Raw genomic sequence first — 20,992 nt, forward strand, 5'->3', positions numbered from 1 at the left:
TCATCAAAATTGGGATCTGATGGAGAAGATTATCCAGGAACTGGAAAGGGTTACGGATCAGTGGCCTGACGCGGAAACTAATATCAGCGTACAGGGAAAGCGGGACCTCTATGGAAACTACGATTCTTTACTTGATGCGAAAATTGAACTAGGAGAAGATCGCAGAGATGTCACTGAAGTAGACATCACGCGCTCTGAGCGTGACAGTGACGACGCCGACAGGTATGTATCGGTTTCGCTGGCAAAAAGCCAGAAAGAGATGTCGTGGGTTTACGCATCCGGGCCTGTGAAGCGAACCTGCGAGCAACTTGTACGCGGCCTTCAGTCTTTCATTCTTCAGGCGCTTGATTCTCCCGAAATTACGCGAAGTAACTCTACTGGGCCGAACAGGATAGAGTCGCGCCTGCAACATCTTCATCCTGCTATCAAGTCGGGTGCGCTGAGTCGGCTGTCGAGTGGTCACGGCGATGAGGCTGTCGAGGAAGCCTGCAAGAGCGTGGGCGCCCGTCTGCGTCAGCTCAGCGGATTAGATGATGATGGCGCATCCTTGGTGGGGACCACGCTCAATAAAAAGGGAGTAGTCGCCGTTAATGATGGCGCCACTCAATCAGATGTAAGCGAACAAGAAGGTTACATGCATCTGGGCATGGCTTTGTATCAGGCGGCGAGAAATCCGCGCGCACACAGGCCTTCAGACCCCCACTTTAACTCGGACGAGATAATCGAATGGCTGTCAGTGGCGAGTGCTCTGCACAGAGCTCTTGACAGGGCAAAACCTCCACGATGGACACCTTAACGAAGCAAGAGAACGAGCTGTCCATCTATACTTAGATACATCTCAAGTATAGATGACTGTAACCGCTAGAAGGGCGTTACGATTATCTTTACCAGGTTTCGAACACCCTTCTAGTTCGCAATAACTACAAATTTGTAAATCTTAACGAGTCTAAGCAGATGCTCGGGGGACCTTTATTCAATGAGATGTCTAGTGTGGGCGGCGGGCCTGCGAGATAATCCGATTGGATCAATCACCGCCGGTGGGCGCTGTTAGACACATCTGCGACGTCGAGCGTTCTGACGCGTCTGAGCCGAGTCGGCCCTTAAGCCGTCGGTTGTCTCGGTCGTTTCGTTGCCGATACCGGTTGCAACGGAGTCCGTCTGGACCCTGAACAGGATCGGGGGGCCAACGATCGCTGACTGCTCTTCGTCGATCTCGTCCACGGCTCTGCTCCCTTTCCGTCGGATGTGTGAGGCTTCGACGCCTGTGCCGGTGCGTGTTGCCGAGAGAGCCGACGGTCCCGGCTTCTGCGCTCTTTGGGGTGTCTTTCGTCCGTCCCGGTCGTGTCCCGCGAACAGCTCTGGCTTCAAAACCTGGGACAGCGGACTCATGTCGCTGAACTGCTGTTTTGAGGTTTGGGACAGCGCGTGCTGCCCGTCCTTGCTGTCCCGTGGATGCCGTCAGCGGCTTGTGGCGAGACACCGTTGCCGGGACAGGGACGGCGTCCCGGCCATTTCGCGGGTGCCACGCGCGTGGTCGCGCTGGCCTCCGAACAGGCCGTGTGCTGACAGGCGTCGCAGAGCGTGCGCGCCAGCCGTCCGGTTCCGAGAGGTGGTGTCTCGGCCAGCCGCCGGTGAACGGGGGTGCGCAGGCGGTGCCCGCATACGGCGGCGGGGGTCGGCCCGCTGCGTGACATCGGGACTAGGTGCCAGCGGGATTCGCGCACGCTGGTCATCCAGGCGTATCGGCAGCGCATGGCTGGTTATGGATGCTCGTCTGCGAGCGCGGCGCGGGTGGGTAACTGGGCCGGGGAGTGCTCGGTTGCAGCGGTGGCGAGCAGAAGGCATGGGATGCAAGGTCCGCAGGGCACGACTTGGTCGGGACCTGACTCCGCGCCGGGCTCTGCTGCCTCCTCAACGGAGGCGACGTCGAATTCGCGGCGGCACCAAGAGCGGATCCGGTCTTCGATGGTGTGGCGGGTGCAGTGGGTGACGCGTTGGGTTTCGCCGACGAGGCCGGGTTTGTACTGGAACCACTGGATCGTGTCGGACACGCGGCTGCTCCTTGGTGAAGTTGGGCCGCGGGCGGAACCGGGGATCGGGAGTTTGCCGGCTCCGCCCGCGGTGGTCCGGCGGCGGCGCAAGAGAGGCGGAGCGCTCGACGCCGGACGACTCAATGGACCGTGGGTGTTCGGTCCGTGTCAGACTGAAATCAGCTTGTTGCCGCCGAAATCGTGGCGGAACGACTTCGGGGCGACTTGCGGACGACACGAGGCGGCCTCTTCGGGGAGGGGATCGGCGGTGTGGAGCTACCGGACGGTGCTCGAACAGCGGATACGTGAGCGGCGGCAGACGCTGGAGGAGTTCGCCGAGTACGCGGAGGCGTTTGCGCGCGAGAACGGCGAGGAGGGCACGCTCGGGGTCCGGCACTTGCAACGACTCGTCGCCGGGCGTGGGGCTCATGGGAAGCCGCTGGGGCGGGTGCGGCCAGCGACGGCTCGGCTGTTGGAGCGGATCTTCGGCGACAGCGTTGAGACGCTGCTCGGCGAGCCCGATCCACACGAGGTTCCTTCGGACGTTCCTTCAGCGGGACACCGCAACGAAGACCGATCGAGCGCTTCTCTGCGAACGCAAGCGGAGATGAACACGGCGGCGGTGAGTGAAGCTTCCGCGACCGGGGCCGAGATGGCCGGTGACTTGGTCTCTGCCTTCGCCTGGCTCGATCAGCACGCCGGGTGGGCCGTCGGGACCGCGAAGCGGAAGGTTCGGTCCCGTCTGTCGCGGGTGAGTGCGGGCGACCTACTCGACCGGAACGCTCGTCGTTCTCGGGTCGGGCGGACGGCAGTCGCCGAAGCGCTCGCCGAGTACTACGGGCAGGCCGTCACCAACGGATACTCGGTCCACCGCGTGTGCGTCGACGCCCGCGAGATCGGCACCAGTCTTCTCACGCGACCAGACTGGACCGGCCTCGGAATCCCGCTCACGCCGAAACACGACATTTTGGCGTTAGTGGATCAGGCGCCCGGCTCATCGACGAGTCCCGTCGACAGCCGGAAGGCGATCCACCGTCTCGCCGAAGCCACGGCGCTCGGCGTGCGAATGACCAACGCGCCGCTCTACCGACTCCACGATGTCGACCTCACCGGCGACACGGTGAACGGCTCACTCGGCCTCGCATCCTTCGCTGAGTACGCGCTCACCTCTGATCTCCTCGAAGGCGAACTACTCGACGCGATCAGCCAAGGGCAGCCGATTCGGCCCGGTGAGTTGCCGCTACGGGGCGAATACTTGCCTGACTTGTCCGCAGTACTCGACCTCGGCGCGAGGAGTGTATCGGCGGGGTGTTGGCGCTCTGCGCGGTCGCGCGACCAGCCGACCCGTACCGAGGGCCGGCGGACTTCGCGCTTCTCGTTCAGGAGCGCTCGGGGAACGTGCTCAACGCGACCGGACAGCTTGCCGTGATCCCGAAGGGGTTCCACCAGCCGTTGAAGGAAGCTCGCGCGGAAGCGCGGATTGGTTCGACGTTACTTCGAGAGCTCGAAGAGGAGCTGTTCGGCCGGGCCGAGGTCGATGGCACGGCTGGAGAGCCGCGCGTGGCCGCTCCGATGCACCGGAGTCGGCTCTCGGAGCCGATGCGCTGGCTGCTTGACGAGCCCTGTCGGCTGCGGAGGGAGTGCACCGCGTTCGGGTTCAACTTGGTGAGCGGGAACTACGAGTTCGCGAGTCTCGTCGTCATCGACGACGAGGAGTTCTGGAAGCGGTACGGCGGCGACATTGAGGCGAACTGGGAGGCGTCCGGGCTGCGGCTCTGCTCCACACTGGACCGTGAGCTGTTGAACCAACTGATCGCTGACGAAGCGTGGAGCAACGAAGGTCTTTTCGCGCTACTTCAGGGAATTCGCAGGCTCGGCGAGAGTGATGATCCGCGCCTTGACCTGCCCACAGTGGACGCCGAGTTCACGACGTCGGCCAGCGGACGGTGATCACCACCGCGTCAGTCAGCGCTTCCCACTTGTGCTCGTGTCCCGGACCCCAAACTGCGTAGTCGCCCTGGTGCTCAAGCGTGATGCTGGTTTCCGCGAGATCGAGCCGGAAGCGCCCCTGGACGAGAAGGAGCATCGTCGTGCGGTCGGCGTCGGATGCCCACTCCGTACGCTCCTCGCCGGGCTCGTGGATGCCCCACTTCACTTCGGCATCGGTCGAGTGCCGTACGTCGTTTTCGGGCCTGAAGTGGCCGAGCAGCCAGCCGCGGGTTTCCTTGCCGTCTTCGGCGGCGTTCCCGCTGTACCAGTTGTCGCCCACTACTGAAGCTCCCTCCGATGTCCGGCAGGTCTACTCGCTCGCCGCCGAGGTCCGCGAGCCGCCGAAGTCCTTGCAGCAGCGCGAACAATCCTTCGTTGCTCCACGCTACATCGCGCACCAGATCGGCCAGCGCTTCGCCGTCGAGGCTGGAGTACTGCCGTAGGTTCGCCGTCTCCCAGTTGGCCTCGATCTGCCCGCCGAAGCGGCTCCAGAACTCCTCGTCTTCGACAACGATCAGCCCGGCGAACTCGAAGTTCCCGCTGACCAGGTTCAGGCCGAAACCGGTGCACTCCGTCCGCAGTCGGCCCGGTTCGTCGAGTAGCCAGCGCATCGGTTCGGAGAGTCGACTCGGGTGCATCGGGTCGGCCTTGCGCTGGTCGCCGACGGTGTTGTCGATCTCGTCGCGGCCGAACAGCTCTTCTTCCATCTCACGCCGGAGCGTCGCGCCGACCTGCGCGTCGGCACGTACGTCGGTCAACGGCTGGTGGAAGCCCTTCGGGGTGACGGCCAGGCGTCGGGAGGCGTTCACGACGTGGCCCGAACGCTCCTGAACGAGCAACAGGTAGTCGGCTTCACCGCGGAGTGGGCTCGCCGGGCGTGCGAAGGCGCACAAGGCCAGCGTGCCGCCGGAGCAAAGCCGCCCGGACATGTCGAGCACCGATGCCACGTCGGGCAGGTGGCGGTCTCGCAGCGGCAGCGAGCCCGGTGCCGGTGTTCGGCCCGTGGTCAGCGTGTCGACCAGCTCGGCTTCGAGCAGGTCCATCGTCAGCGCGTACTCGACGAACCGCGTCATCCCGAGTGACCCGCCGACCCGGCCACCCTCGAAGTCGACGCCGAGTAGCCGGTACAGCGGCATGTCGACCATGCGGATCCCGAGCGTCAGTGTCTCCGCCACCCGGTCGACGGCGCGCGAGGCGGCTTCCTCGTCCAACGACAGTTCGGCGTCAGCCGCAGTCGAGGCGCGAAGCCGGTCGTGGGATGCGATGAGAGGCGCGTTCAGATCGAGCCAATCCGGGCTGGTGAGGATGCTCGTCGCCGACTCGTGGTCGCCGTACCGCGCGCTGTAGAGGCCGTGCGGGTCCGGGCGATCCCGGTAGTACTCGGCGAGTGCCTGCGCGATGTCGCGCTGATTCACGCGCCCGCGCTTCTTTCCGCGGTCCTCCAACGAGCGCGCGTCGAGCTGGACCAGCCGAGCAGCGGTCTTCCGGCGTGCGGTGCCGGGCTCCCAGCCTGTCCGATCGTCGATCCAGTCCAGCGCCGCACCGATGTTGCGGTCGGCGCTCAACCGGTGTTCGGCGTCGACGGTCGCCGGATCGTTGTCTGCCGCGCCCGCATCCGGCGAGTTCGCGGTGAGCGCGGTGAAGCGGTCCTTTACCTGAGCCGAAGCCTGCTCCAACACGGTGTCGAGGAGCTGTTGCATCTCGGATTTCGGACGTAGGTCCGGTTTCTGATGCCACCCGGCCACCGTGCGCACACCGATTCCGAGGTGTTCGGCGAATCCCTCATTGCTGAGCCTTAACGCCGCCTGTAACGCGCACGCCGTTTCACCCGTCCAACCGATGGTCAAGTCCATCAGTCAGCGCCTCGCAAAGCCGTTGTGCACCGGTTCCGCACTGCTTATGCAATGGAAGTGCGTCGAATCCGCATGGGGATCGACGACGATTCCAGATGAAATCAATGGCATGGAAAACACCACGGCGACGAATTCGCCGCTACCGGTTCGGACGGACATTCTCGGCCACCGTTCTCAGGTCGGTCTTCAAGTCGTCCAGGCGCTCGGTGATCTCGGCCAGGCGGTCTTCGACGGCGTCCAACCTGGACGCCAACGAGTCGCCACGGCCGGTGTCTTCGGACTGCTCAGGTGGTGTGCGCCCGCTCAGCACGGCGTCCAGGTGCTGCGGATGCCACCCGAGGGTGGTGGACAGGGACTCCAGCGTTCGCGCGCTCCGCCGGCGCTCCACCGTGTGGTGCTGGATCTCCCTGACGATCGCCTGCGAGACGCGCGATCGGTCCGCGAGTTCCCGTTGGCGCCATCCGAGCGCGTTGACGCGCTCGTTTATGGCCTTGGCGACTGACGCCCAATCTTCCGACACCTATTCCTCCGCGCTCCGCCTCGGCGCCGAGGTTAACCGTTCTCGCTCTTCCTTCCACCCGTGACACCGCGCTTTTCGCGGAGCGGCGAACGAACACGTCCATTCATGCGCTGATTTCATCAACATACTGATGAAATCATTAATCCAAGGGGATTTTTGATGCGATCTGCTATTCGTCCCGCCGACCGTTCGTCCTTCTACACGGTTCGGCAAGCCGCTTCGATCCTCGGCGTCGAGACGGCGACCGTCTCCCGCGCCGTTCGCGTCGGGCACCTTCGCGCCGTCTTGCGGCGGGGTCGGCTCGCAATTCCGGCCAGCGCGCTCACACGGCTACTCGGCGAGCCCACCGAGATCAGTTCCGGGGGTGGCCGATGAGCACACCGTTCAACGACCTTCGGCTGATCGGGATCGCGTGGCGGCTGGACCGGCTGCGCTGGGTGCCGACCACCTCACTCGCCGAGATCGTCGGTCGCGACGGCAGCTGCATGACCAGCGACCCGCACGACGAGCCGCCCGAAGAACCGCTCTCGGATCGAGAGTTTGCCGCCCGGCTCTGCGAGGGCTGCCCGGTTCAGGACGAGTGCCTGGAACTGGAACTCCGCACCGCTGGCGAGAACACCGTTGGTGTCTTCGGCGCACTGCCCGAGGACGACCGGCGCGACCTGCTCATGCATTGGCTACAGCGCGGTGAACGCGCCGAGGGAGGTGACTGACCATGATGCCCCAACTCACCCCGGTAGAGATCCTGATCGGTGTCGCCGTGCTCGTCGCCCTGGTCGCGCTGCGCCGGGCGAGCGCGCGGGCCGCTCGGAAAGCGCACGACGCTGCGCAGGTCGGCACGCGGATGATGTCGCTCGCCAGCCGCGTGCTGCTCGGCGCGGCGGTGATCGTCGGCGTGCAGTGGATCGTGATCAGCCACGCCGAGAACCGGGCGCTGCTCTGGACGGTGCTCGCGGTCCCCGCGTTGTTCGCCGCCTACACCGTGACCAAGGCGTTGACCGTCACCGTGGAGACGCCGCGCCGGAAGGGCGGCCGACGATGAACCGGCGGGAAGTCGAGAGCGGGCGGCACGGGCCGCCCGCCTCACCCGAAGTCGAAACGATCGAGCGGACCCGGTCGCAGGTGGACCGGTTGTGCTGGATGGGCGATCACAGTGGACCTCCCGGCCACCCGCAAGGCGGCCGACGTGGTGAAGAACCGGGAAGCACTCGCCTCCGCGTTGGCGGTCGACGAGGTTCAGCTCGTCGTCGAGCGAGTACGCGGTCGCGGTGGGCACGCCGGGCGGGTCTTCCTGTGGGTGGCCGACGAAGACCCGTACGCCGGTCCGCCGGTCCGGTTCCCGCTGCTCGAAGCGGAGTGGTGGGACGCCTGGCGACCGATCCCGTTCGGAGTGGACGCGCGGAACCGGAAGGTCGACCTGCCGTTGGTGTGGACCTCGCTGCTCGTCGGCGCGATCCCTCGACAGGGCAAAACTTCGGCGGTTCGGGTTCCGGCGGCCGGACTGGTCCTCGATCCGCACACCCGACTCTATGTCTTCGACGGGAAGGGTGGGAAGGATTGGGAGGCTGCGGAGGCTGTGGCGCCCCGGTTCGTCTGCGGCGACGAGATCGAGCACGCCACGGCTGTTCGGGATCACCTCGTCGAGTTGGTCGCCGAGGTGCAGAGCCGCTACTCCCGTATGTCCAAGTTGGACGACGATGTCTGCCCGGAGTCGGAGATTACCCCCGCCATATCTAGGGATTCGTCACTCGGGATGCCGCTCACTTCTGTGATCATGGATGAGGTTCAGGTGTTCCTGGAGAATCCGGAGCGCGAGGACGGTGGGCGGACGGAAGACAACGCTTGGCGGGTACATCGCGGACCTGCTGACCTACCTCGCGCGTAAGGGCCGGCGGTCGGCATGGTGGTCATCCTGGCCACCCAGCGCCCGGACTCGAACACGATCCCGTCCCGTCTACGGGCAGTGCTCGGATCGCGGTTCGCGTTGCGGGTGATGGACTGGCGGGACTCCAACATCGTGCTCGGCGAGCAGATGAACACCCGAGGGTTCGACGCCTCGACGCTGCTCACCCATCACAAGGGAGTGGGCATCCTCCGCCCGGATGGCGACACCGATGCGGGCGAGGAGACGTTGGCGCTGATCGTGCGGACCTACTACATGCTCAACGCCGAGTGGCGGAACATCTGCCAGCGCGGCCGAGCATTGCGGGAAGCCGCGGGGACGCTCACCGGACATGCCAATGGCGACGACGCCCACCGGGCGATCGATGAGACCGCAGTGGTGAAGGCACTCGGTGCGGGGACCGCTCGCGCGCCGATTCCGGAGAACCTGCCCGAACCGCTGGCGTCCGTATGCCTCTACCTCGGCTCGGAACTCGACGAACGGGACTTCGTGCCGTCCGGAGAACTGACAGCCGCGCTTGACGTGGTGCCCGGCATCTTCGCTCAGCAGATGGGCGACCTCGGCTGCCACCCCACCCGCAACCGGATTCCCACCGACGACGGCGAGACCAGGCGGGTTCGCGGCTACTTCACCGCCGAGATACGCGCGGCCGTCCAGCGCTTCGCGGCTGATGAAATCGGCTCAGATGAGGATGCGGAGGCCGAGGAGACGTGACCAGCGCAGACGACAGCAGCGATGGCATCACCGTCCACTTCCCGACAGAACTTCCGGAGCTCACCCCGCAGACCTGCCGCGCTCTACTTGCCATACTGGTTGAACTGACGGACGTGGAGGCCCCGGACGGGGCCAAGGGAGGTGAACAGCTTGACTGATGAAATCGGCTCGCATCCGTTGGCGGTGCTGGACGAACTGCTTGGCGTCGAGGGCTCCGAAGTCGTCGATGACGGGATCGGTCCGGTGGCGTTCTACGGACGGTGCTCTACCGAGGACAACCAGGACCCGGAGACCTCGCACGGCTGGCAGCTCGGCAACGCTCAGAAGTTCGTTGAGCCCTTGGGCGGAGTCGTCGCCGCCGAGTACTTCGACGTGGGCCAATCGCGGTCCGTGCCGTGGGAGCGCCGCGAAGCCGCCTCCCAGCTCCTCGCCGCGCTGAAGGACCCGAACCGGACTTGGAACGCCGTAGTGGTCGGAGAAGGGACCCGGTGCTGGTTCGGCAACCAGTTCTCGTTGATCGCCCCGAAGATCGGTGCCTACGGGGTGGATCTCTGGGTGCCGGAGTTGGGCGGCAAGTTCGACACCCGCAACCCTTCGCACAAGATGCTCATGAGCGTGCTCGGCGGCATGAGCGAGTCCGAGCGCCAGCACCTCCAAGCACGGGTTCGGGCTGCAATGGATGCCCAGGTCCTCAACGAGGGACGCCACCAGGGCGGCCGAGCCCCCTACGGCTACACGGTGGCCGATGGCGGACCGCACCCCAACCCGCGTAAGGCGGCCGAGGGATACCGGCTGAAGGTGCTCACGGTCGACGAGTACGCAGCCGACGTCGTCCGGCGCATCTTCCGCGACTACCTCAACGACATGGGCGATCGGGCAATCGCCAACGGACTCAACCGGGACGGCATTCCTTGCCCCTCGGCGAAGCGGCCTGACCAGAACCGGCACCGGCTCGCCGACGGCTGGCAGGCCAGCACCGTGCGCGCGATCCTCGAAAATCCCCGCTACACCGGCTACGCGATCTTCGGCCGCTGGACCAAGCACGAAACCCTTCTCAACCCGGATGACGTCGCCGCGGGACACGTGACCCGCTTCCGCCGATCCAGTCCGGATCGCATCGTGCGCTCACGCACTCCGGCGCATCCGGAAATCGTGTCCGTCGAAGATTTCACGCAAGCCCAGTTGCTCCGCCGGTCTCGATCAGCGGGCGGCAACCGCGGAATCGCGAAGCTCGAACGCACACGCGACAAGGGCACGCGGCGGTACTTGCTGCGGGGAATGGCGCGTTGCGGGTTCTGCGGTCGCAAGATGCACGGTGCGATGATCCGCAAGCACGAGACCTACTACCGGTGCCTGGCACGCTCACTCGCACCCGGCTCTGAAGCACTGGCCGATCATCCGAGAACGGTGAATCTGCGAGAAGCCGCCGTGCTGGAACCGATCAACACCTGGATCGGACACCTGTTCGCCCCGGCGAACGTCGATCGCACCGTTTTGGCACTGCTTGGCTCTCAGACCGAGCCCGGCAACCGGACAGGCCCGAAGGACGCGTTGAAGAAGAAGCTGACCGACGCCACTACGCGGCTGCACCGGCTGTAAGCCGCTGTCGAAGCGGGAGCCGATCCGGCGGCGCTAGTCGACGCGATCAACACGGCACAAGCCGAACGGTCTGCCGCGCAAGCAGAGCTCGACGGGACGCCCGAGGCGCGGATGCTGAAAGACGGGGAGATCTACGCCATGATCGATTCGCTCGGTGGCGTGAGGGCTGCCCTCGCGGACGGCAAGTCGGAGAGCCTGAACCAGCTCTACGACAGCCTGCAACTCCGCTTAAAGTACGAACCACACGCGCGAGCCGTAGAAGCTACGATCTCACCGCGTGTGGTTAGCGTGCGTGTCGGAGGGGGGACTTGAACCCCCACGCCCATTAGTAGGGCACTAGCACCTCAAGCTAGCGCGTCTGCCATTCCGCCACTCCGACGTCTCGGAACCGGCCCGGTCTGTTTCCCCCCGGTCGGCCCCGCTCTGTTGTGTTAATAGATTAGCCCATGGTCAAACGGGCCATGAACCCACCCCCCTCTTTGGGGTCGGAGTGATAGAAAAGGCTGGTGAGTGAGCACATCGATCCAGCATCCGACGGTGATCCGGGCCTGCAACGCGCCGAGGACGAGGTGGCCGGCCTCGCCAGCGACTTGATCCGCATCGACACGACCAACACCGGGGACCCGGCCACGCTGGTCGGTGAGCGGGTGGCCGCCGAGTACGTCGCGGAGAAGCTCACCGAGGTGGGCTATGAGACGACCTACGTCGAATCCGGGGACCGGCCCGGACGGGCCAACGTGATCGCACGGCTGCCCGGTGCGGACCCCTCACGGGGTGGTCTGCTGGTCCACGGTCACCTCGACGTGGTGCCTGCCGACCCGTCCGAGTGGTCGGTGCACCCGTTCTCGGGGGCGATCCAGGACGGCTACGTGTGGGGGCGCGGCGCGGTCGACATGAAGGACATGCTCGCGATGAGCCTGGCCGTGGCGCGCCGGTTCAAGCGCGACGGCATCACTCCCCCGCGCGACATCGTGTTCGCATTCCTGGCGGACGAGGAAGCGGGCAGTCTGCAGGGTGCGCAGTGGCTGGCCGATCACCGCCCGGAATTGTTCGAGGGTTGCACCGAGGCCATCAGCGAGGTCGGCGGCTACTCGGTCACGCTCAAGGACGGCGTGCGCACCTACCTGGTGCAGACCGCCGAGAAGGGCATCCGCTGGCTGAACCTGCGGGTGCGCGCCCGCGCGGGGCACGGCTCGATGGTGCACGGCGACAACGCGGTCACCAAGCTCGCCACCGCCGTGTCCAAGCTCGGCCAACACCAGTTTCCACTGGTCATGAACGACTCGGTCCAGGAGTTCCTGGACGGTGTCACCGAACTCACGGGCTGGGACTTCCCGGCGGACGACCTCGACGGGTCGGTCGCCAAGCTAGGCAACCTGTCCCGGATCGTCGGTGCGACGCTCCGGGACACCGCCAACCCGACGATGCTCACGGCCGGCTACAAGCACAACGTCATCCCGTCGGTCGCCGAGGCAGCGGTCGACTGCCGCATCCTGCCGGGCAGGGAAGAGGCGTTCGATCGCGAACTCGCCGAACTGCTCGGCCCCGATGTGGAACGGGAGTGGGTCGGGCTGCCGCCGGTGGAAACGCGGTTCGAAGGGCGCCTGGTCGACACGATGACCGCTTCGCTGACGGCCGAGGACCCCGCAGCCACGACACTCCCGTACATGATGTCCGGCGGTACCGACGCGAAGTCCTTCAGCAGGCTCGGCATGAACTGCTACGGCTTCGCGCCGTTGAAGCTGCCCGCCGATCTGGATTTCACCGCTCTGTTCCACGGCGTGGACGAGCGGGTTCCGGTCGATGCGCTGCGATTCGGCACCCGGGTGCTGGACCGGTTCCTCCGCAACTCCTGACCCGCGACAACTCCTGACCGTGGCACGACAGCGCAGTCCCGTCCCCACCGGCGCGGTGGGGACGGGTACGGGCGCCCCCGTCGCGAAATTCGGTGGCAGGCCGGAGCAGGGCCCGGTAGTACGGGTGCACACAGCCGCTCACGGTTCGGGGGTATCGAAAGCTGACCTACCTCGTCGCTTCCACCATCGACGGCTTCATCACCGGACCGGCCAACGACAACCCGGACTTCTTCCTGTTCGATGGTGATCACGGGGAAGCGTTGCTGGCGGAGTACCCGGAGGTGTTCCCCACGCACGTCCGAAATGTCTTCGGGATCGAGGAGGTGCCGAACAAGCGGTTCGACACGGTTCTTCAGGGCCGGAGAAGTTGGGAAATCGGCGTGGAGGCGGGAATCACCAACGCCTACCGGCATCTGCGCAACATCGTCTTCTCCCGGACGATCAACGGGAATCGCGATTCGTCGGTGGAGTTCGTGGCCGCCGATCCGGTGGAGACCGTTCGCGAGCTCAAGCGGGAACCGGGCGCCGGGATCTGGCTCTGCGGTGGCGCGAAGCTGGCCGCCGCGCTCCGACCGGAGATCGACGAGCTCGTGATCAAAGTTCACCCGGTTGTCGCTGGTGACGGGGTTCGGCTCTTCGACGGAGAGTTCTCCCTGAGCCGTTTCGAGCTCGTCGATACCCGGCCGTTCGACAGCGGCGTCGTCCACCTCACCTACACCGGTCGCCGGCCGGCGTCATGATCGGCGCACGGATTCGGCACGTGCCGAGCGGAGGTGTTCGACCTCGGTCCGCAGCTCGCGCACCTCGCCGAGCAACGACCGCACGTTCTGATCGATCTCCACGTTCTCCCGCTGCTCCTCCTGGTCCACCTGGGATTCCATGGCGTTGACCGCGACCGCGATGAACAGGTTGAGCACGGTGAACGTTGTGATGCCGATGTAGGCGATGAAGAAGATCCATGCGAGAGGTTCCTCCATCATCACGTCGCGGGCGACTTCGGACCAGGCCTCGCCGGTCATGACCTGGAACAGGGTGAAAAGCGAATCGCCCAGGTCGCCGAAGTACTCCGGGGAGCTGGTGCTGAACAGCTTGGTGGCGATCACCGAACCCACGTAAAGGATGAGGCCGAGCAGTGCGGCGATCGACGCCATGCCCGGAACGGCGGTCAGCAACGCGCTGACGACACGGCGCATGCTGGGGATGACCGAAATCAGCCGCAGGACCCGGAGAACGCGAAGTGACCGCAGGACGCTGAAAGCGCCGGTGACCGGCAGCAGTGCGACACCGATGATCAGCGCGTCGAAGCAGTTCCACGGATCCCGAAAGAACCGCCATCCGTAGGCGTACCACCGCGCGGCCACTTCCACGGTGAACACGGCCAGTACGACGCGGTCCACCGCGCGCAGCACTGGACCGTGGTCGGCCAGCAGTTGCGGCGATGTTTCGCAACCGAGGGTCCCCGCGTTGATGACGATCAGTGCGATGATCAGCCGTTGGCAGGTGGGCGCGTCGACCAGCACTCGAACGCGCTCGCGCGGACTCACCAAAGCCCCCCGGACTTCGTCGACGACAACCGGTGTTGATCAATCTACCGGCTGCGGGTGGCACTCCCCTCGCCCGTGGAAGTGACCCGTGGAAGTGCCCGTCCGGAATGTCCGACGTGGCATTCGGTGTCCGACAAGTGGTGGAGCGGGACGCGGTGCCCGGTCGCTACAGGAGAATGGCGTGGGCGGCGATGAAGTAGATGATCAAACCGCTCGCGTCGACAAGGGTGGTGACCAGCGGGGCCGAGATGACGGCGGGATCGATGCCTATCCGCTTTGCCAGCAAGGGCATGGTGGAGCCGATGATGGCGGCCCATGCGCAGATCACGATCAGGGACACCCCCACGGTGGCCGCGACCGCCAGATTGACCAGCAGTGTTCCCAGCACGAGCCCGACGGCAGCCAGGACGACGCCCAGCAGCAGACCGACGCGGCATTCGCGCCACGCGACGCGCAGGACATCGCCGGTCCGGACCTCGCCAACCGCGAGCGCGCGCACGGCGGCGGTGGCCGCTTGGGCGCCGGCATTGCCCCCGGTACCGACCAGCAGGGGGATGAACAGCGCCAGCGCGGTGACCTGTTCGAGGGTGTTCTCGAAGAACTGGAGGACGTTGACGGTCAGGGTCGCGGCGACGATGAGCAGCAGCAGCCAGATGACTCGTGATTTGGCGAGTTGGGCCACGCCGGCCGACATGTAGTGACCGGTCCACGGGGCCGCCGCGGCCTGGCGTGCGACGTCTTCCGTGTCGGCGGCTTCGATCACTTCGATCGCGTCGTCGATGGTGAGCAGACCGAGGACGCGGTCTTCGCTGTCCACCACGGGCAGGCCCAAAAGGTTGGTCTCCTGCATGAGGCGGGCGGCGTCCTCGGCGTCGTCGGTGGCGCGCACTCGCGGGGTCTCGGTGAAGGCGAGTTCGTCCACGGTCTTACCGGGTGAGCTCAGGACGAGATCGCGGAGCGAGACGGTGCCGACGAAGTATCGCTGATCGTCGATCACCGCCAGGGTGTAGATGGTTTCCGCGTCGGACCCGTTGTCGTGCACGATCCGCAGCGCTTCCTCAGCCGTGAGGCTCCGGCGGATCGCCACGGTTTCGGGGCTCATGTACCGGCCGACGGAACCGTCCGGGTATCCGAGCAGCGCGGCGGTCATGGCCCGCTTGCGGGGGCTGAGCCCGGCCAGGACGTGGCGGGCGAATTTGGCAGGTGCTTCCCCGAGCAGGCGTGCGCGGTCATCGGGGTCCATGGCATCGACCAGGTCCCGGAACGCCTCGTCCCGCAGGCCGGAGAGCACGTTGTGCTGGTCGGCCGGGTCCAGCTCTTCGAACACGGCCAACGCGCGGTCCTTGTCCAGCAGGCGGAACAGCAGCACGGCGTTGACCGGGTCGGTGCGGGCGAGCTCGTCGGCGATCTCGTGGGGTGGGTGTCGGGACAGCCAGTCCTGCATCCCGACGACGTCGTTGCTCTCGAGCAACTCGCGGGGTACGTCGGGGTCCATGCCGATCCCTCCCTGTGGCGGGTGGCTGCCGCGGGCGGTAACGGCGCTGGGCTGAAGTCGCCGGACGACAGGTCGGTGCCGGCATCGGCCGACTGTTCAGTCTAGCGGCTTCCCCCGTTCGCAGGGTGGATCAACGCCCGGGTGGCCGGTCGGAGCCGGGGCCGGAAGGGCTCTGCGTTTGCGTCCCGCTCCCGATCAGCGCACCGGGCGGCGTGCGGGGGTCGCGGGAACGGCGAAGAGGGCGGAATCGAGTTCGCGACCGATCGCGTGCCGCAGTTCGCTCCGCACGTGAGCGAGCGCGGCGTTGTCGACGCCGGTGTCGATACCTTCCTGGTGGAACATGTGCACGAGGTCGTCGGTGGCGATGTTCCCCGCCGCGCCGGGCGCGAACGGGCAGCCACCGATGCCGCCGAGTGCAGCGTCGAAGCGACGAACCCCTTCGCGGTAGCCCTCCCGGGCGTTCGCGAGCGCCATCCCGTAGGTGTTGTGCAGGTGCAGGCCGATCTCCAGCGCTGGCTGGGCCTCCCGCACCGCGGCGACCGTCCGGGTGATCTGTCCCGGGTGTGCGGCGCCGATGGTGTCGGCCAGCTGCACGCGGGTCACGCCCATCTCCACCAGCTCTCCCGCCAGGTCGGCCACTCTGGCGGGTTCGGTGGTTCCGTCGAAGGGACAGACGAAGGCGGTCGCGATCGCGGCTTCGAGGGCTACTCCCGCGGGCGCGAGCACATCAGCGCATCGGCTCAGCCGCGCCAGCGCTCGGTCGACGTTCGCCCCGGTGTTGGCGTGGCTGTGCCCTTCGCTCGCCGAGATGACCAGGCGAGCGCTGTCGATCCCGCAACTCACCGCCCGTTCGGCACCGGTCGCGTTGAAGACCAGCCCGTGCAGGGTGATCCCGGTGATCTCGCGGACCGCGGCGACGAGTCGGTCGGTGTCCGCCATCGCCGGGACTCGTTCGGGATGGACGAAGGCACCGACTTCCAGGGAGGTGAAACCGGCCGCTGCGAATCGGTGGACGAGTCGGATCTTCTCGGTCGTCGGTACGGAGGCGGCCTCGTTCTGCAGGCCGTCCCGCAGCGCGACCTCGGTGAGCAGCACGTCCTCGGGGAGCACGTTAGGCATGGTCAGATCACGCCATCCGCGCGCAGCGCCTCGAGTTCGGTCTCGTCGATGCCCAACCGCCCCAACACCTGGGCCGTGTGGTCTCCCAACTCGGGACCGAGCCACTCGGTGCGTCCCGGACTGGTCGTCAGTTTCGGGACGATGCCGGGAAAAGAGGTTCGGACGCCGTCGTGCTCGTCCAGCGGTACCCAATGACTTTCCCGCATTCCACGGGCCTCGTAGTGCGGGTCCGCCGAGATGTCCTCGGCGGTGTAGATCGGTCCGCACGGCACGGCGGCTTCTCGCAGTGCTTCGAGCACGTCGGTCTGGTTCGCGGTCATCGACCACGCTTCAATGGCGGGGTCGATCTCGTCGACGTGGGCGACGCGGCCGCTGTTTTCCCGCATGCGCGGGTCGTCCGCAAGGTCCGGGCGTCCGATCAGGTGCATGAGGCGCCGATAGATCCCGTCGTTGTTGCCGCCGATCACCACGTATTTGCCGTCACCGCACCGGTAGCTGTTGGAAGGTGCCACCCCCGGGATGGTGCTCCCGGATGGTTCTCGGGTGGTGCCGAACGCCTCGAAGTCCGGCACCAGCGTTTCGGTCATCGCGAAAACCGCCTCGTACAGGGCGACATCGACCACTTCGGGCCGCCGATCCCCCCGGCCCTGCCGTAGCAGCGCCATCAATGTGCCGATCACGGCGTAGAGGCCGGCGACCGAATCGGCGAGGCTGATACCGGTTCGTACCGGTGGCATTCCCGGGTAGCCGGTCAGGTGGCGCAGACCGCCCATCGCCTCGGCCACCCCGCCGAAACCGGGATGGCTGCGGTAGGGGCCGGTTTGGCCGTAGCCGGAGATGCGAGTGATCACCAGGTCGGGATTGTGGGCTTGGAGTCGGTCCGGGCCGATCCCCCAGCGTTCGAGCGTGCCGGGCCGGAAGTTCTCCAGGACGACGTCGGAACGCCCCACCAGGTCGAGGACGAGGTCCTGCCCGCGCTCGGTTCGCAGGTCGAGGGTGACTGATTTCTTGTTTCGGCCGAGCAGGCGGAACAGCAGCGAGGTCTCGCTGCCGTGCTGACGCCAGCCGCGCAGCTCGTCGCCGGTTCCGGGGCGCTCGATCTTGATGACTTCGGCGCCGAACTCGGCCAGCAGTCTGCCCGCGGACGGGGCCGCGATGAAGTTCCCCAGTTCCAGGACCGTGATCCCCGCCAGCGGCCCGCGGGCAGTGTCGTCGGCTTCTCCCGTCCGGGGGTGGGAGCTCGTTCGTCCGGCTTCCTTCGAGTCACCTTTCGACACGACCACACCTCCATGCGGCTCGCATACTGAGTTAACGAATTACAATGTAGGAGATGTCGCTCCGTCAAGGCTGCATCCGACGAAGTCTTCGGCGAGAGAGCCGTCCACCTTCTGACCAGCAACACGGAGCTCGGCCCACCCTTCTCACCTGGTGAGTACGATCGCTCCGACTCGTCCGAGCGACCCCGAGGAGTGGCAAGTTGACCGAAGCCCAGAGCGCAGCGGCGCGCCCGGTCCTCGTGCTGCGGAAGGTCCGGCGAATTCTGGAGTGCTTCACCCTGGAGGAGCCGGAGCTCGGGCTGCAGCGGATCATCAAGCTCACCGGGCTGCCCGCCAGCACCTGCCAGCGGCTCGTGCAGAACCTCGTGCACGAGGGATTCCTCCACAAGGACGGGGACAGCTACCGGATCGGCCTCGACCTGGTTCGTTGGGCCGCCCCGGGCAACTACGGCATGGACCTGGTCAAGCTGACCGGACCCGTTCTCGAACGGCTCCGGGGCTCGGCGGAAGAAAGCGCGTACCTGCAGGTCCGCGACGGTCCACATCGGACGATAGTCGCGCTGTCCGAGGTGCGACACCTGGTGATCCGGCGGTTCATGGTCGGCATGGTGATGCCGTTGCACGTCGGCTCCGCGGGAAAGGTCTTCCTCGCCTACGATCCGGCCGCCTGGCGGGACGCGGTCCGCCACGGGCTCCGGCGTGAGGACGACAACGTGACCGTCGATCCCGAAGCCCTGCAAGAGGAGGTGTCCGAAACGCGGGAACGCGGATACGCGGTGACCTTCGAGGAGCGCAGCGCGGGTGCCGGTTCGATCAGCGCACCCGTGTTCGGCGTGGACGGCGGCATCGTGGCAGCCATCGGCATCGGCGCTCCGAGCCAGCGCTTCACCCCGGAGACCGCACAGCGGCTCGTACCGCTCGTGGTGGAGGCCGCCGGGGAGGCGTCCGAACTCATGGGCTGTCGGTCGCGTCCATAGGGGTATCACGCTCGGAAACGATTCCGCGATTCTCGAACGTTGTGCGGCCTTGACGAATGTTGATCCGAATCGCAAGGTAGTTTCCTGCATTCTGGTTGCAGAACCCACATGGCGAGTCAACTTTCGCAGATGCTCACCCCCGGCATCCGGCAACTCCACGCTCGGCGCGGGGCGGGCTTGCCGAAAGCTGTTCCGCCATTGTCGGCGCGCAGCTGCCCGGTGCGAGCCACCGGGCATGCGGTAGGCGCCTCGGACGATTGGAGCTCTGGTGTCGAGACCCGATGCGCGCGCCGATGCACGAGAACCGGTGCGACAGCCCTGGCTCTGGGTCGGGGTGATCGCGATCATCCTGGCAGGGATTCCGTGGTACCTCCCGGAAGGAGCCATCACGCCGATCGTCCTGGGCGTACCACTGTGGACACTCTCCGCGGTGGGCTCCTCCGTCGCGCTGTGCGGGTTCCTGCACTGGGCTCTTTCCCGGCACTGGAACCTGGTCGAGGACGACGAAGAGGCCACCACCGGTCCAACCGACACCGCCCCTGGCGAGCGCGGCGAGAGGGGCTGACGTGGACAACCTCACGTTCGGCGGGTCGGCAGGCGTCACCGTTCTGGTCGCCTACGCCGTGGCGATGCTGCTCATCGGATACTTCATCGGCGGCCGGAAGACCAACGCGCGCCACAGCATGAAGAGCTACTACCTCGCGGGCGGCAACCTCGGGGTCCTCGTACTGTTCTTCACCCTCTACGCCACCCAGTACAGCGGAAACACGATCATCGGTTACGCCCCGGAGGCGTACCGCGAGGGCTTCGCCTGGTGGCAGTCGGTCACGTTCTTCACTGCCGTCATCGCCGGGTACATGCTGTTCGCTCCCCGGCTCTACGTGCTGGCCAAGCAGCACTCGTTCGTCACGCCGACCGACTGGATCCGGTACCGCTTCGACTCCTCTCCCCTGGTGCTGCTGTCCACCGTGCTGATGTTCTGGGGACTGGCGAGTTACCTGCTCGAACAGCTGATCGCCATGGGACACGCCATCGCCGGGCTTACCGGCGACACCGTTCCGTACCAGATCGCCATGGCGGCGTTCGTGATCGTCATGCTGCTCTACTCCTGGATGGGCGGGATGCGCGCGGTGGCGTTCACCGATGTCATGCAGGGCATCGCCATGCTCTTGGGGGTCGGGTTCCTGCTGGCGGGGGCCTTCTACCTGTCCGGCGGTTCGGTGGCGTCGACCACGCAGTACCTCATCGACAACAAGCCGGAAGCCATCGCGGTGCCACCGTTGGAAGACTCGATCAACTGGTTCTCGATGATCCTGATGGTGGGTATCGGCATCGTTCTCTACCCGCACGCGATCCAGCGAATCTACTCGGCCCGTAGTGAGCGCACGTTGAAGCGTTCGCTCCAACGCATGGTCTGGATGCCGTTGGTCACGGCGGGCGTGGTGTTCTGCATCGGCCTGCTGGGCATCCGGCTGTTCCCGGGGCTGTCCGAGGACGATTCCGAACTGCTCGTCGGTCTGATCGCCAACGAGGTCGCGAGCTTGAACGTGGTCTTCTACGTCGCGATGGTGTTGCTGTTCGGCGGCATCGTCGCCGCCATCGTCTCGACGGCCGACTCCGCCCTGCTGAGCCTGTCGTCGATCGTGTCCAAGGACATCGTCGCCCGGTACACCCGAGTCGAAGACGAGCACCGGCAGGTGGTGATCGGCAAGGTCGTCGGCGTCGTCGTGGTACTCGGGCTGCTCGTGATGGCTTGGCACCCACCCGCGACCCTGGTGAACATCTTCGTGCTGAAGATCGAGCTGCTGGTGCAGTTGGCGCCGGTGTTCATGCTCGGCCTGTACTGGAAGCGGTTGGCGGTCTGGCCGACGTTCTGGGGCATGGCGGCAGGCGCCGCGTTGGCGGGCGGTATGACCCTGGCGGGGACCGGGACGGTGCACGGCGTGCACGGCGGCATCATCGGGCTGGTGCTCAACCTGGCCATCTGCGTTGGTGGTTCCTTGCTGCTGCGATCGGACGAGTCTGCCGACGGCGGATCCGCGACACCGGTCGAACACGTCAAGGACGCGTGACCGGGCCGGTTTCGCGGGTTTTCCCAGCGCTGATCGGAAATGCG

22 protein-coding genes and 1 tRNA gene are annotated in these 20,992 nt (G+C 66.0%); 15 read left to right on the top strand and 8 right to left on the bottom strand.

Annotation, left to right across the window (positions count from 1 at the left end):
- Positions 1 to 19 precede the first annotated feature (19 nt).
- Positions 20 to 796: a TIGR02391 family protein gene (locus ACYVAN_RS16070; protein ID WP_460960369.1), complete on the top strand. Its 777-nt coding sequence runs from the start codon at positions 20 to 22 to the stop codon at positions 794 to 796.
- A 964-nt stretch (positions 797 to 1,760) separates the two neighbouring features.
- On the opposite strand, the gene ACYVAN_RS16075 is transcribed toward ACYVAN_RS16070, so the two are convergent.
- Positions 1,761 to 2,051, bottom strand: a complete 291-nt coding sequence (locus ACYVAN_RS16075; protein ID WP_460960371.1) for a hypothetical protein — start codon at positions 2,049 to 2,051, stop codon at positions 1,761 to 1,763.
- A 247-nt stretch (positions 2,052 to 2,298) separates the two neighbouring features.
- Between ACYVAN_RS16075 and ACYVAN_RS16080 the strand changes: the two genes are divergently transcribed.
- Both ACYVAN_RS16080 and ACYVAN_RS16085 read left to right on the top strand, forming a co-directional pair.
- A complete protein-coding gene (locus tag ACYVAN_RS16080; protein ID WP_460960373.1) occupies positions 2,299 to 3,459 on the top strand; it encodes a hypothetical protein in 1,161 nt (386 codons plus the stop codon).
- Positions 3,429 to 3,980 carry a hypothetical protein gene (locus ACYVAN_RS16085; RefSeq protein WP_460960375.1) on the top strand — a complete coding sequence of 184 codons (552 nt, stop codon included), beginning with the start codon at positions 3,429 to 3,431 and terminating at the stop codon, positions 3,978 to 3,980. Before ACYVAN_RS16080 ends, ACYVAN_RS16085 begins: the two co-directional genes overlap by 31 nt.
- Positions 3,981 to 4,054: 74 nt before the next feature.
- On the opposite strand, the gene ACYVAN_RS16090 is transcribed toward ACYVAN_RS16085, so the two are convergent.
- Positions 4,055 to 5,872, bottom strand: coding sequence for a hypothetical protein (locus tag ACYVAN_RS16090; RefSeq protein ID WP_460960377.1), 1,818 nt, complete (start codon positions 5,870 to 5,872; stop codon positions 4,055 to 4,057).
- A 139-nt stretch (positions 5,873 to 6,011) separates the two neighbouring features.
- Positions 6,012 to 6,392 carry a hypothetical protein gene (locus ACYVAN_RS16095; RefSeq protein WP_460960379.1) on the bottom strand — a complete coding sequence of 127 codons (381 nt, stop codon included), beginning with the start codon at positions 6,390 to 6,392 and terminating at the stop codon, positions 6,012 to 6,014.
- 159 nt (positions 6,393 to 6,551) lie between these two features.
- On the opposite strand from ACYVAN_RS16095, the gene ACYVAN_RS16100 reads away from it, so the two are divergent.
- The 7 genes from ACYVAN_RS16100 to ACYVAN_RS16130 all read left to right on the top strand — a co-directional run bounded on the left by ACYVAN_RS16100 (position 6,552) and on the right by ACYVAN_RS16130 (position 10,608).
- Positions 6,552 to 6,767, top strand: a complete 216-nt coding sequence (locus tag ACYVAN_RS16100; RefSeq protein WP_460960381.1) for a helix-turn-helix domain-containing protein — start codon at positions 6,552 to 6,554, stop codon at positions 6,765 to 6,767.
- Positions 6,764 to 7,105, top strand: a complete 342-nt coding sequence (locus ACYVAN_RS16105; RefSeq protein ID WP_460960383.1) for a WhiB family transcriptional regulator — start codon at positions 6,764 to 6,766, stop codon at positions 7,103 to 7,105. The genes ACYVAN_RS16100 and ACYVAN_RS16105 overlap by 4 nt, the downstream gene beginning before the upstream one ends.
- 2 nt (positions 7,106 to 7,107) lie before the next feature.
- A complete protein-coding gene (locus tag ACYVAN_RS16110) occupies positions 7,108 to 7,434 on the top strand; it encodes a hypothetical protein (RefSeq protein WP_460960385.1) in 327 nt (108 codons plus the stop codon).
- A 111-nt stretch (positions 7,435 to 7,545) separates the two neighbouring features.
- Entirely contained in the window at positions 7,546 to 8,277 is a 732-nt protein-coding gene (locus ACYVAN_RS16115) for a hypothetical protein (RefSeq protein WP_460960387.1), read from the top strand.
- Positions 8,278 to 8,292: 15 nt separating this feature from the next.
- Positions 8,293 to 9,009 carry a hypothetical protein gene (locus ACYVAN_RS16120; RefSeq protein ID WP_460960389.1) on the top strand — a complete coding sequence of 239 codons (717 nt, stop codon included), beginning with the start codon at positions 8,293 to 8,295 and terminating at the stop codon, positions 9,007 to 9,009.
- Positions 9,006 to 9,167, top strand: coding sequence for a hypothetical protein (locus ACYVAN_RS16125; RefSeq protein WP_460960391.1), 162 nt, complete (start codon positions 9,006 to 9,008; stop codon positions 9,165 to 9,167). The genes ACYVAN_RS16120 and ACYVAN_RS16125 overlap by 4 nt, the downstream gene beginning before the upstream one ends.
- Positions 9,160 to 10,608: a recombinase family protein gene (locus tag ACYVAN_RS16130; RefSeq protein ID WP_460960392.1), complete on the top strand. Its 1,449-nt coding sequence runs from the start codon at positions 9,160 to 9,162 to the stop codon at positions 10,606 to 10,608. The genes ACYVAN_RS16125 and ACYVAN_RS16130 overlap by 8 nt, the downstream gene beginning before the upstream one ends.
- 293 nt (positions 10,609 to 10,901) lie before the next feature.
- Here the strand turns inward: ACYVAN_RS16130 and ACYVAN_RS16135 are convergent.
- Positions 10,902 to 10,987 (bottom strand) — tRNA-Leu (locus ACYVAN_RS16135).
- A gap of 127 nt (positions 10,988 to 11,114) precedes the next feature.
- Here ACYVAN_RS16135 and ACYVAN_RS16140 point away from each other — a divergent pair.
- Both ACYVAN_RS16140 and ACYVAN_RS16145 read left to right on the top strand, forming a co-directional pair.
- Positions 11,115 to 12,464: a M20/M25/M40 family metallo-hydrolase gene (locus ACYVAN_RS16140; protein ID WP_460960394.1), complete on the top strand. Its 1,350-nt coding sequence runs from the start codon at positions 11,115 to 11,117 to the stop codon at positions 12,462 to 12,464.
- Positions 12,465 to 12,724: 260 nt separating this feature from the next.
- Complete coding sequence (locus tag ACYVAN_RS16145; protein WP_460960396.1) at positions 12,725 to 13,204, top strand: dihydrofolate reductase family protein; 480 nt, start codon at positions 12,725 to 12,727, stop codon at positions 13,202 to 13,204.
- Here the strand turns inward: ACYVAN_RS16145 and ACYVAN_RS16150 are convergent.
- The 4 genes from ACYVAN_RS16150 to ACYVAN_RS16165 all read right to left on the bottom strand — a co-directional run bounded on the left by ACYVAN_RS16150 (position 13,199) and on the right by ACYVAN_RS16165 (position 17,899).
- Positions 13,199 to 14,008, bottom strand: coding sequence for an ion transporter (locus ACYVAN_RS16150; RefSeq protein ID WP_460960398.1), 810 nt, complete (start codon positions 14,006 to 14,008; stop codon positions 13,199 to 13,201). The two genes, ACYVAN_RS16145 and ACYVAN_RS16150, sit on opposite strands and share 6 nt — an antisense overlap.
- Positions 14,009 to 14,174: 166 nt before the next feature.
- The gene (gene mgtE / locus ACYVAN_RS16155) at positions 14,175 to 15,503 is read right to left on the bottom strand and encodes a magnesium transporter (RefSeq protein ID WP_460960400.1); all 1,329 of its coding nucleotides are present in this window, start codon (positions 15,501 to 15,503) and stop codon (positions 14,175 to 14,177) included.
- 195 nt (positions 15,504 to 15,698) lie between these two features.
- Positions 15,699 to 16,622 (bottom strand): hydroxymethylglutaryl-CoA lyase, encoded by a 924-nt coding sequence (locus ACYVAN_RS16160; protein WP_460960402.1) that lies wholly within the window; start codon positions 16,620 to 16,622, stop codon positions 15,699 to 15,701.
- A 2-nt stretch (positions 16,623 to 16,624) separates the two neighbouring features.
- A complete protein-coding gene (locus ACYVAN_RS16165; protein ID WP_460960404.1) occupies positions 16,625 to 17,899 on the bottom strand; it encodes a CaiB/BaiF CoA transferase family protein in 1,275 nt (424 codons plus the stop codon).
- 200 nt (positions 17,900 to 18,099) lie between these two features.
- Between ACYVAN_RS16165 and ACYVAN_RS16170 the strand changes: the two genes are divergently transcribed.
- The 3 genes from ACYVAN_RS16170 (at position 18,100) to ACYVAN_RS16180 (ending at position 20,948) form a co-directional block, all read left to right on the top strand.
- Positions 18,100 to 18,876, top strand: a complete 777-nt coding sequence (locus ACYVAN_RS16170; protein WP_460960406.1) for an IclR family transcriptional regulator — start codon at positions 18,100 to 18,102, stop codon at positions 18,874 to 18,876.
- 268 nt (positions 18,877 to 19,144) lie between these two features.
- A complete protein-coding gene (locus tag ACYVAN_RS16175; protein WP_460960408.1) occupies positions 19,145 to 19,441 on the top strand; it encodes a hypothetical protein in 297 nt (98 codons plus the stop codon).
- A gap of 1 nt (position 19,442) precedes the next feature.
- On the top strand, positions 19,443 to 20,948 hold the full coding sequence (locus ACYVAN_RS16180; RefSeq protein ID WP_460960410.1) for a sodium:solute symporter family protein: 1,506 nt from the start codon (positions 19,443 to 19,445) through the stop codon (positions 20,946 to 20,948).
- Positions 20,949 to 20,992 lie beyond the last annotated feature (44 nt).

The organism is Parasphingorhabdus pacifica, from assembly GCF_054779195.1.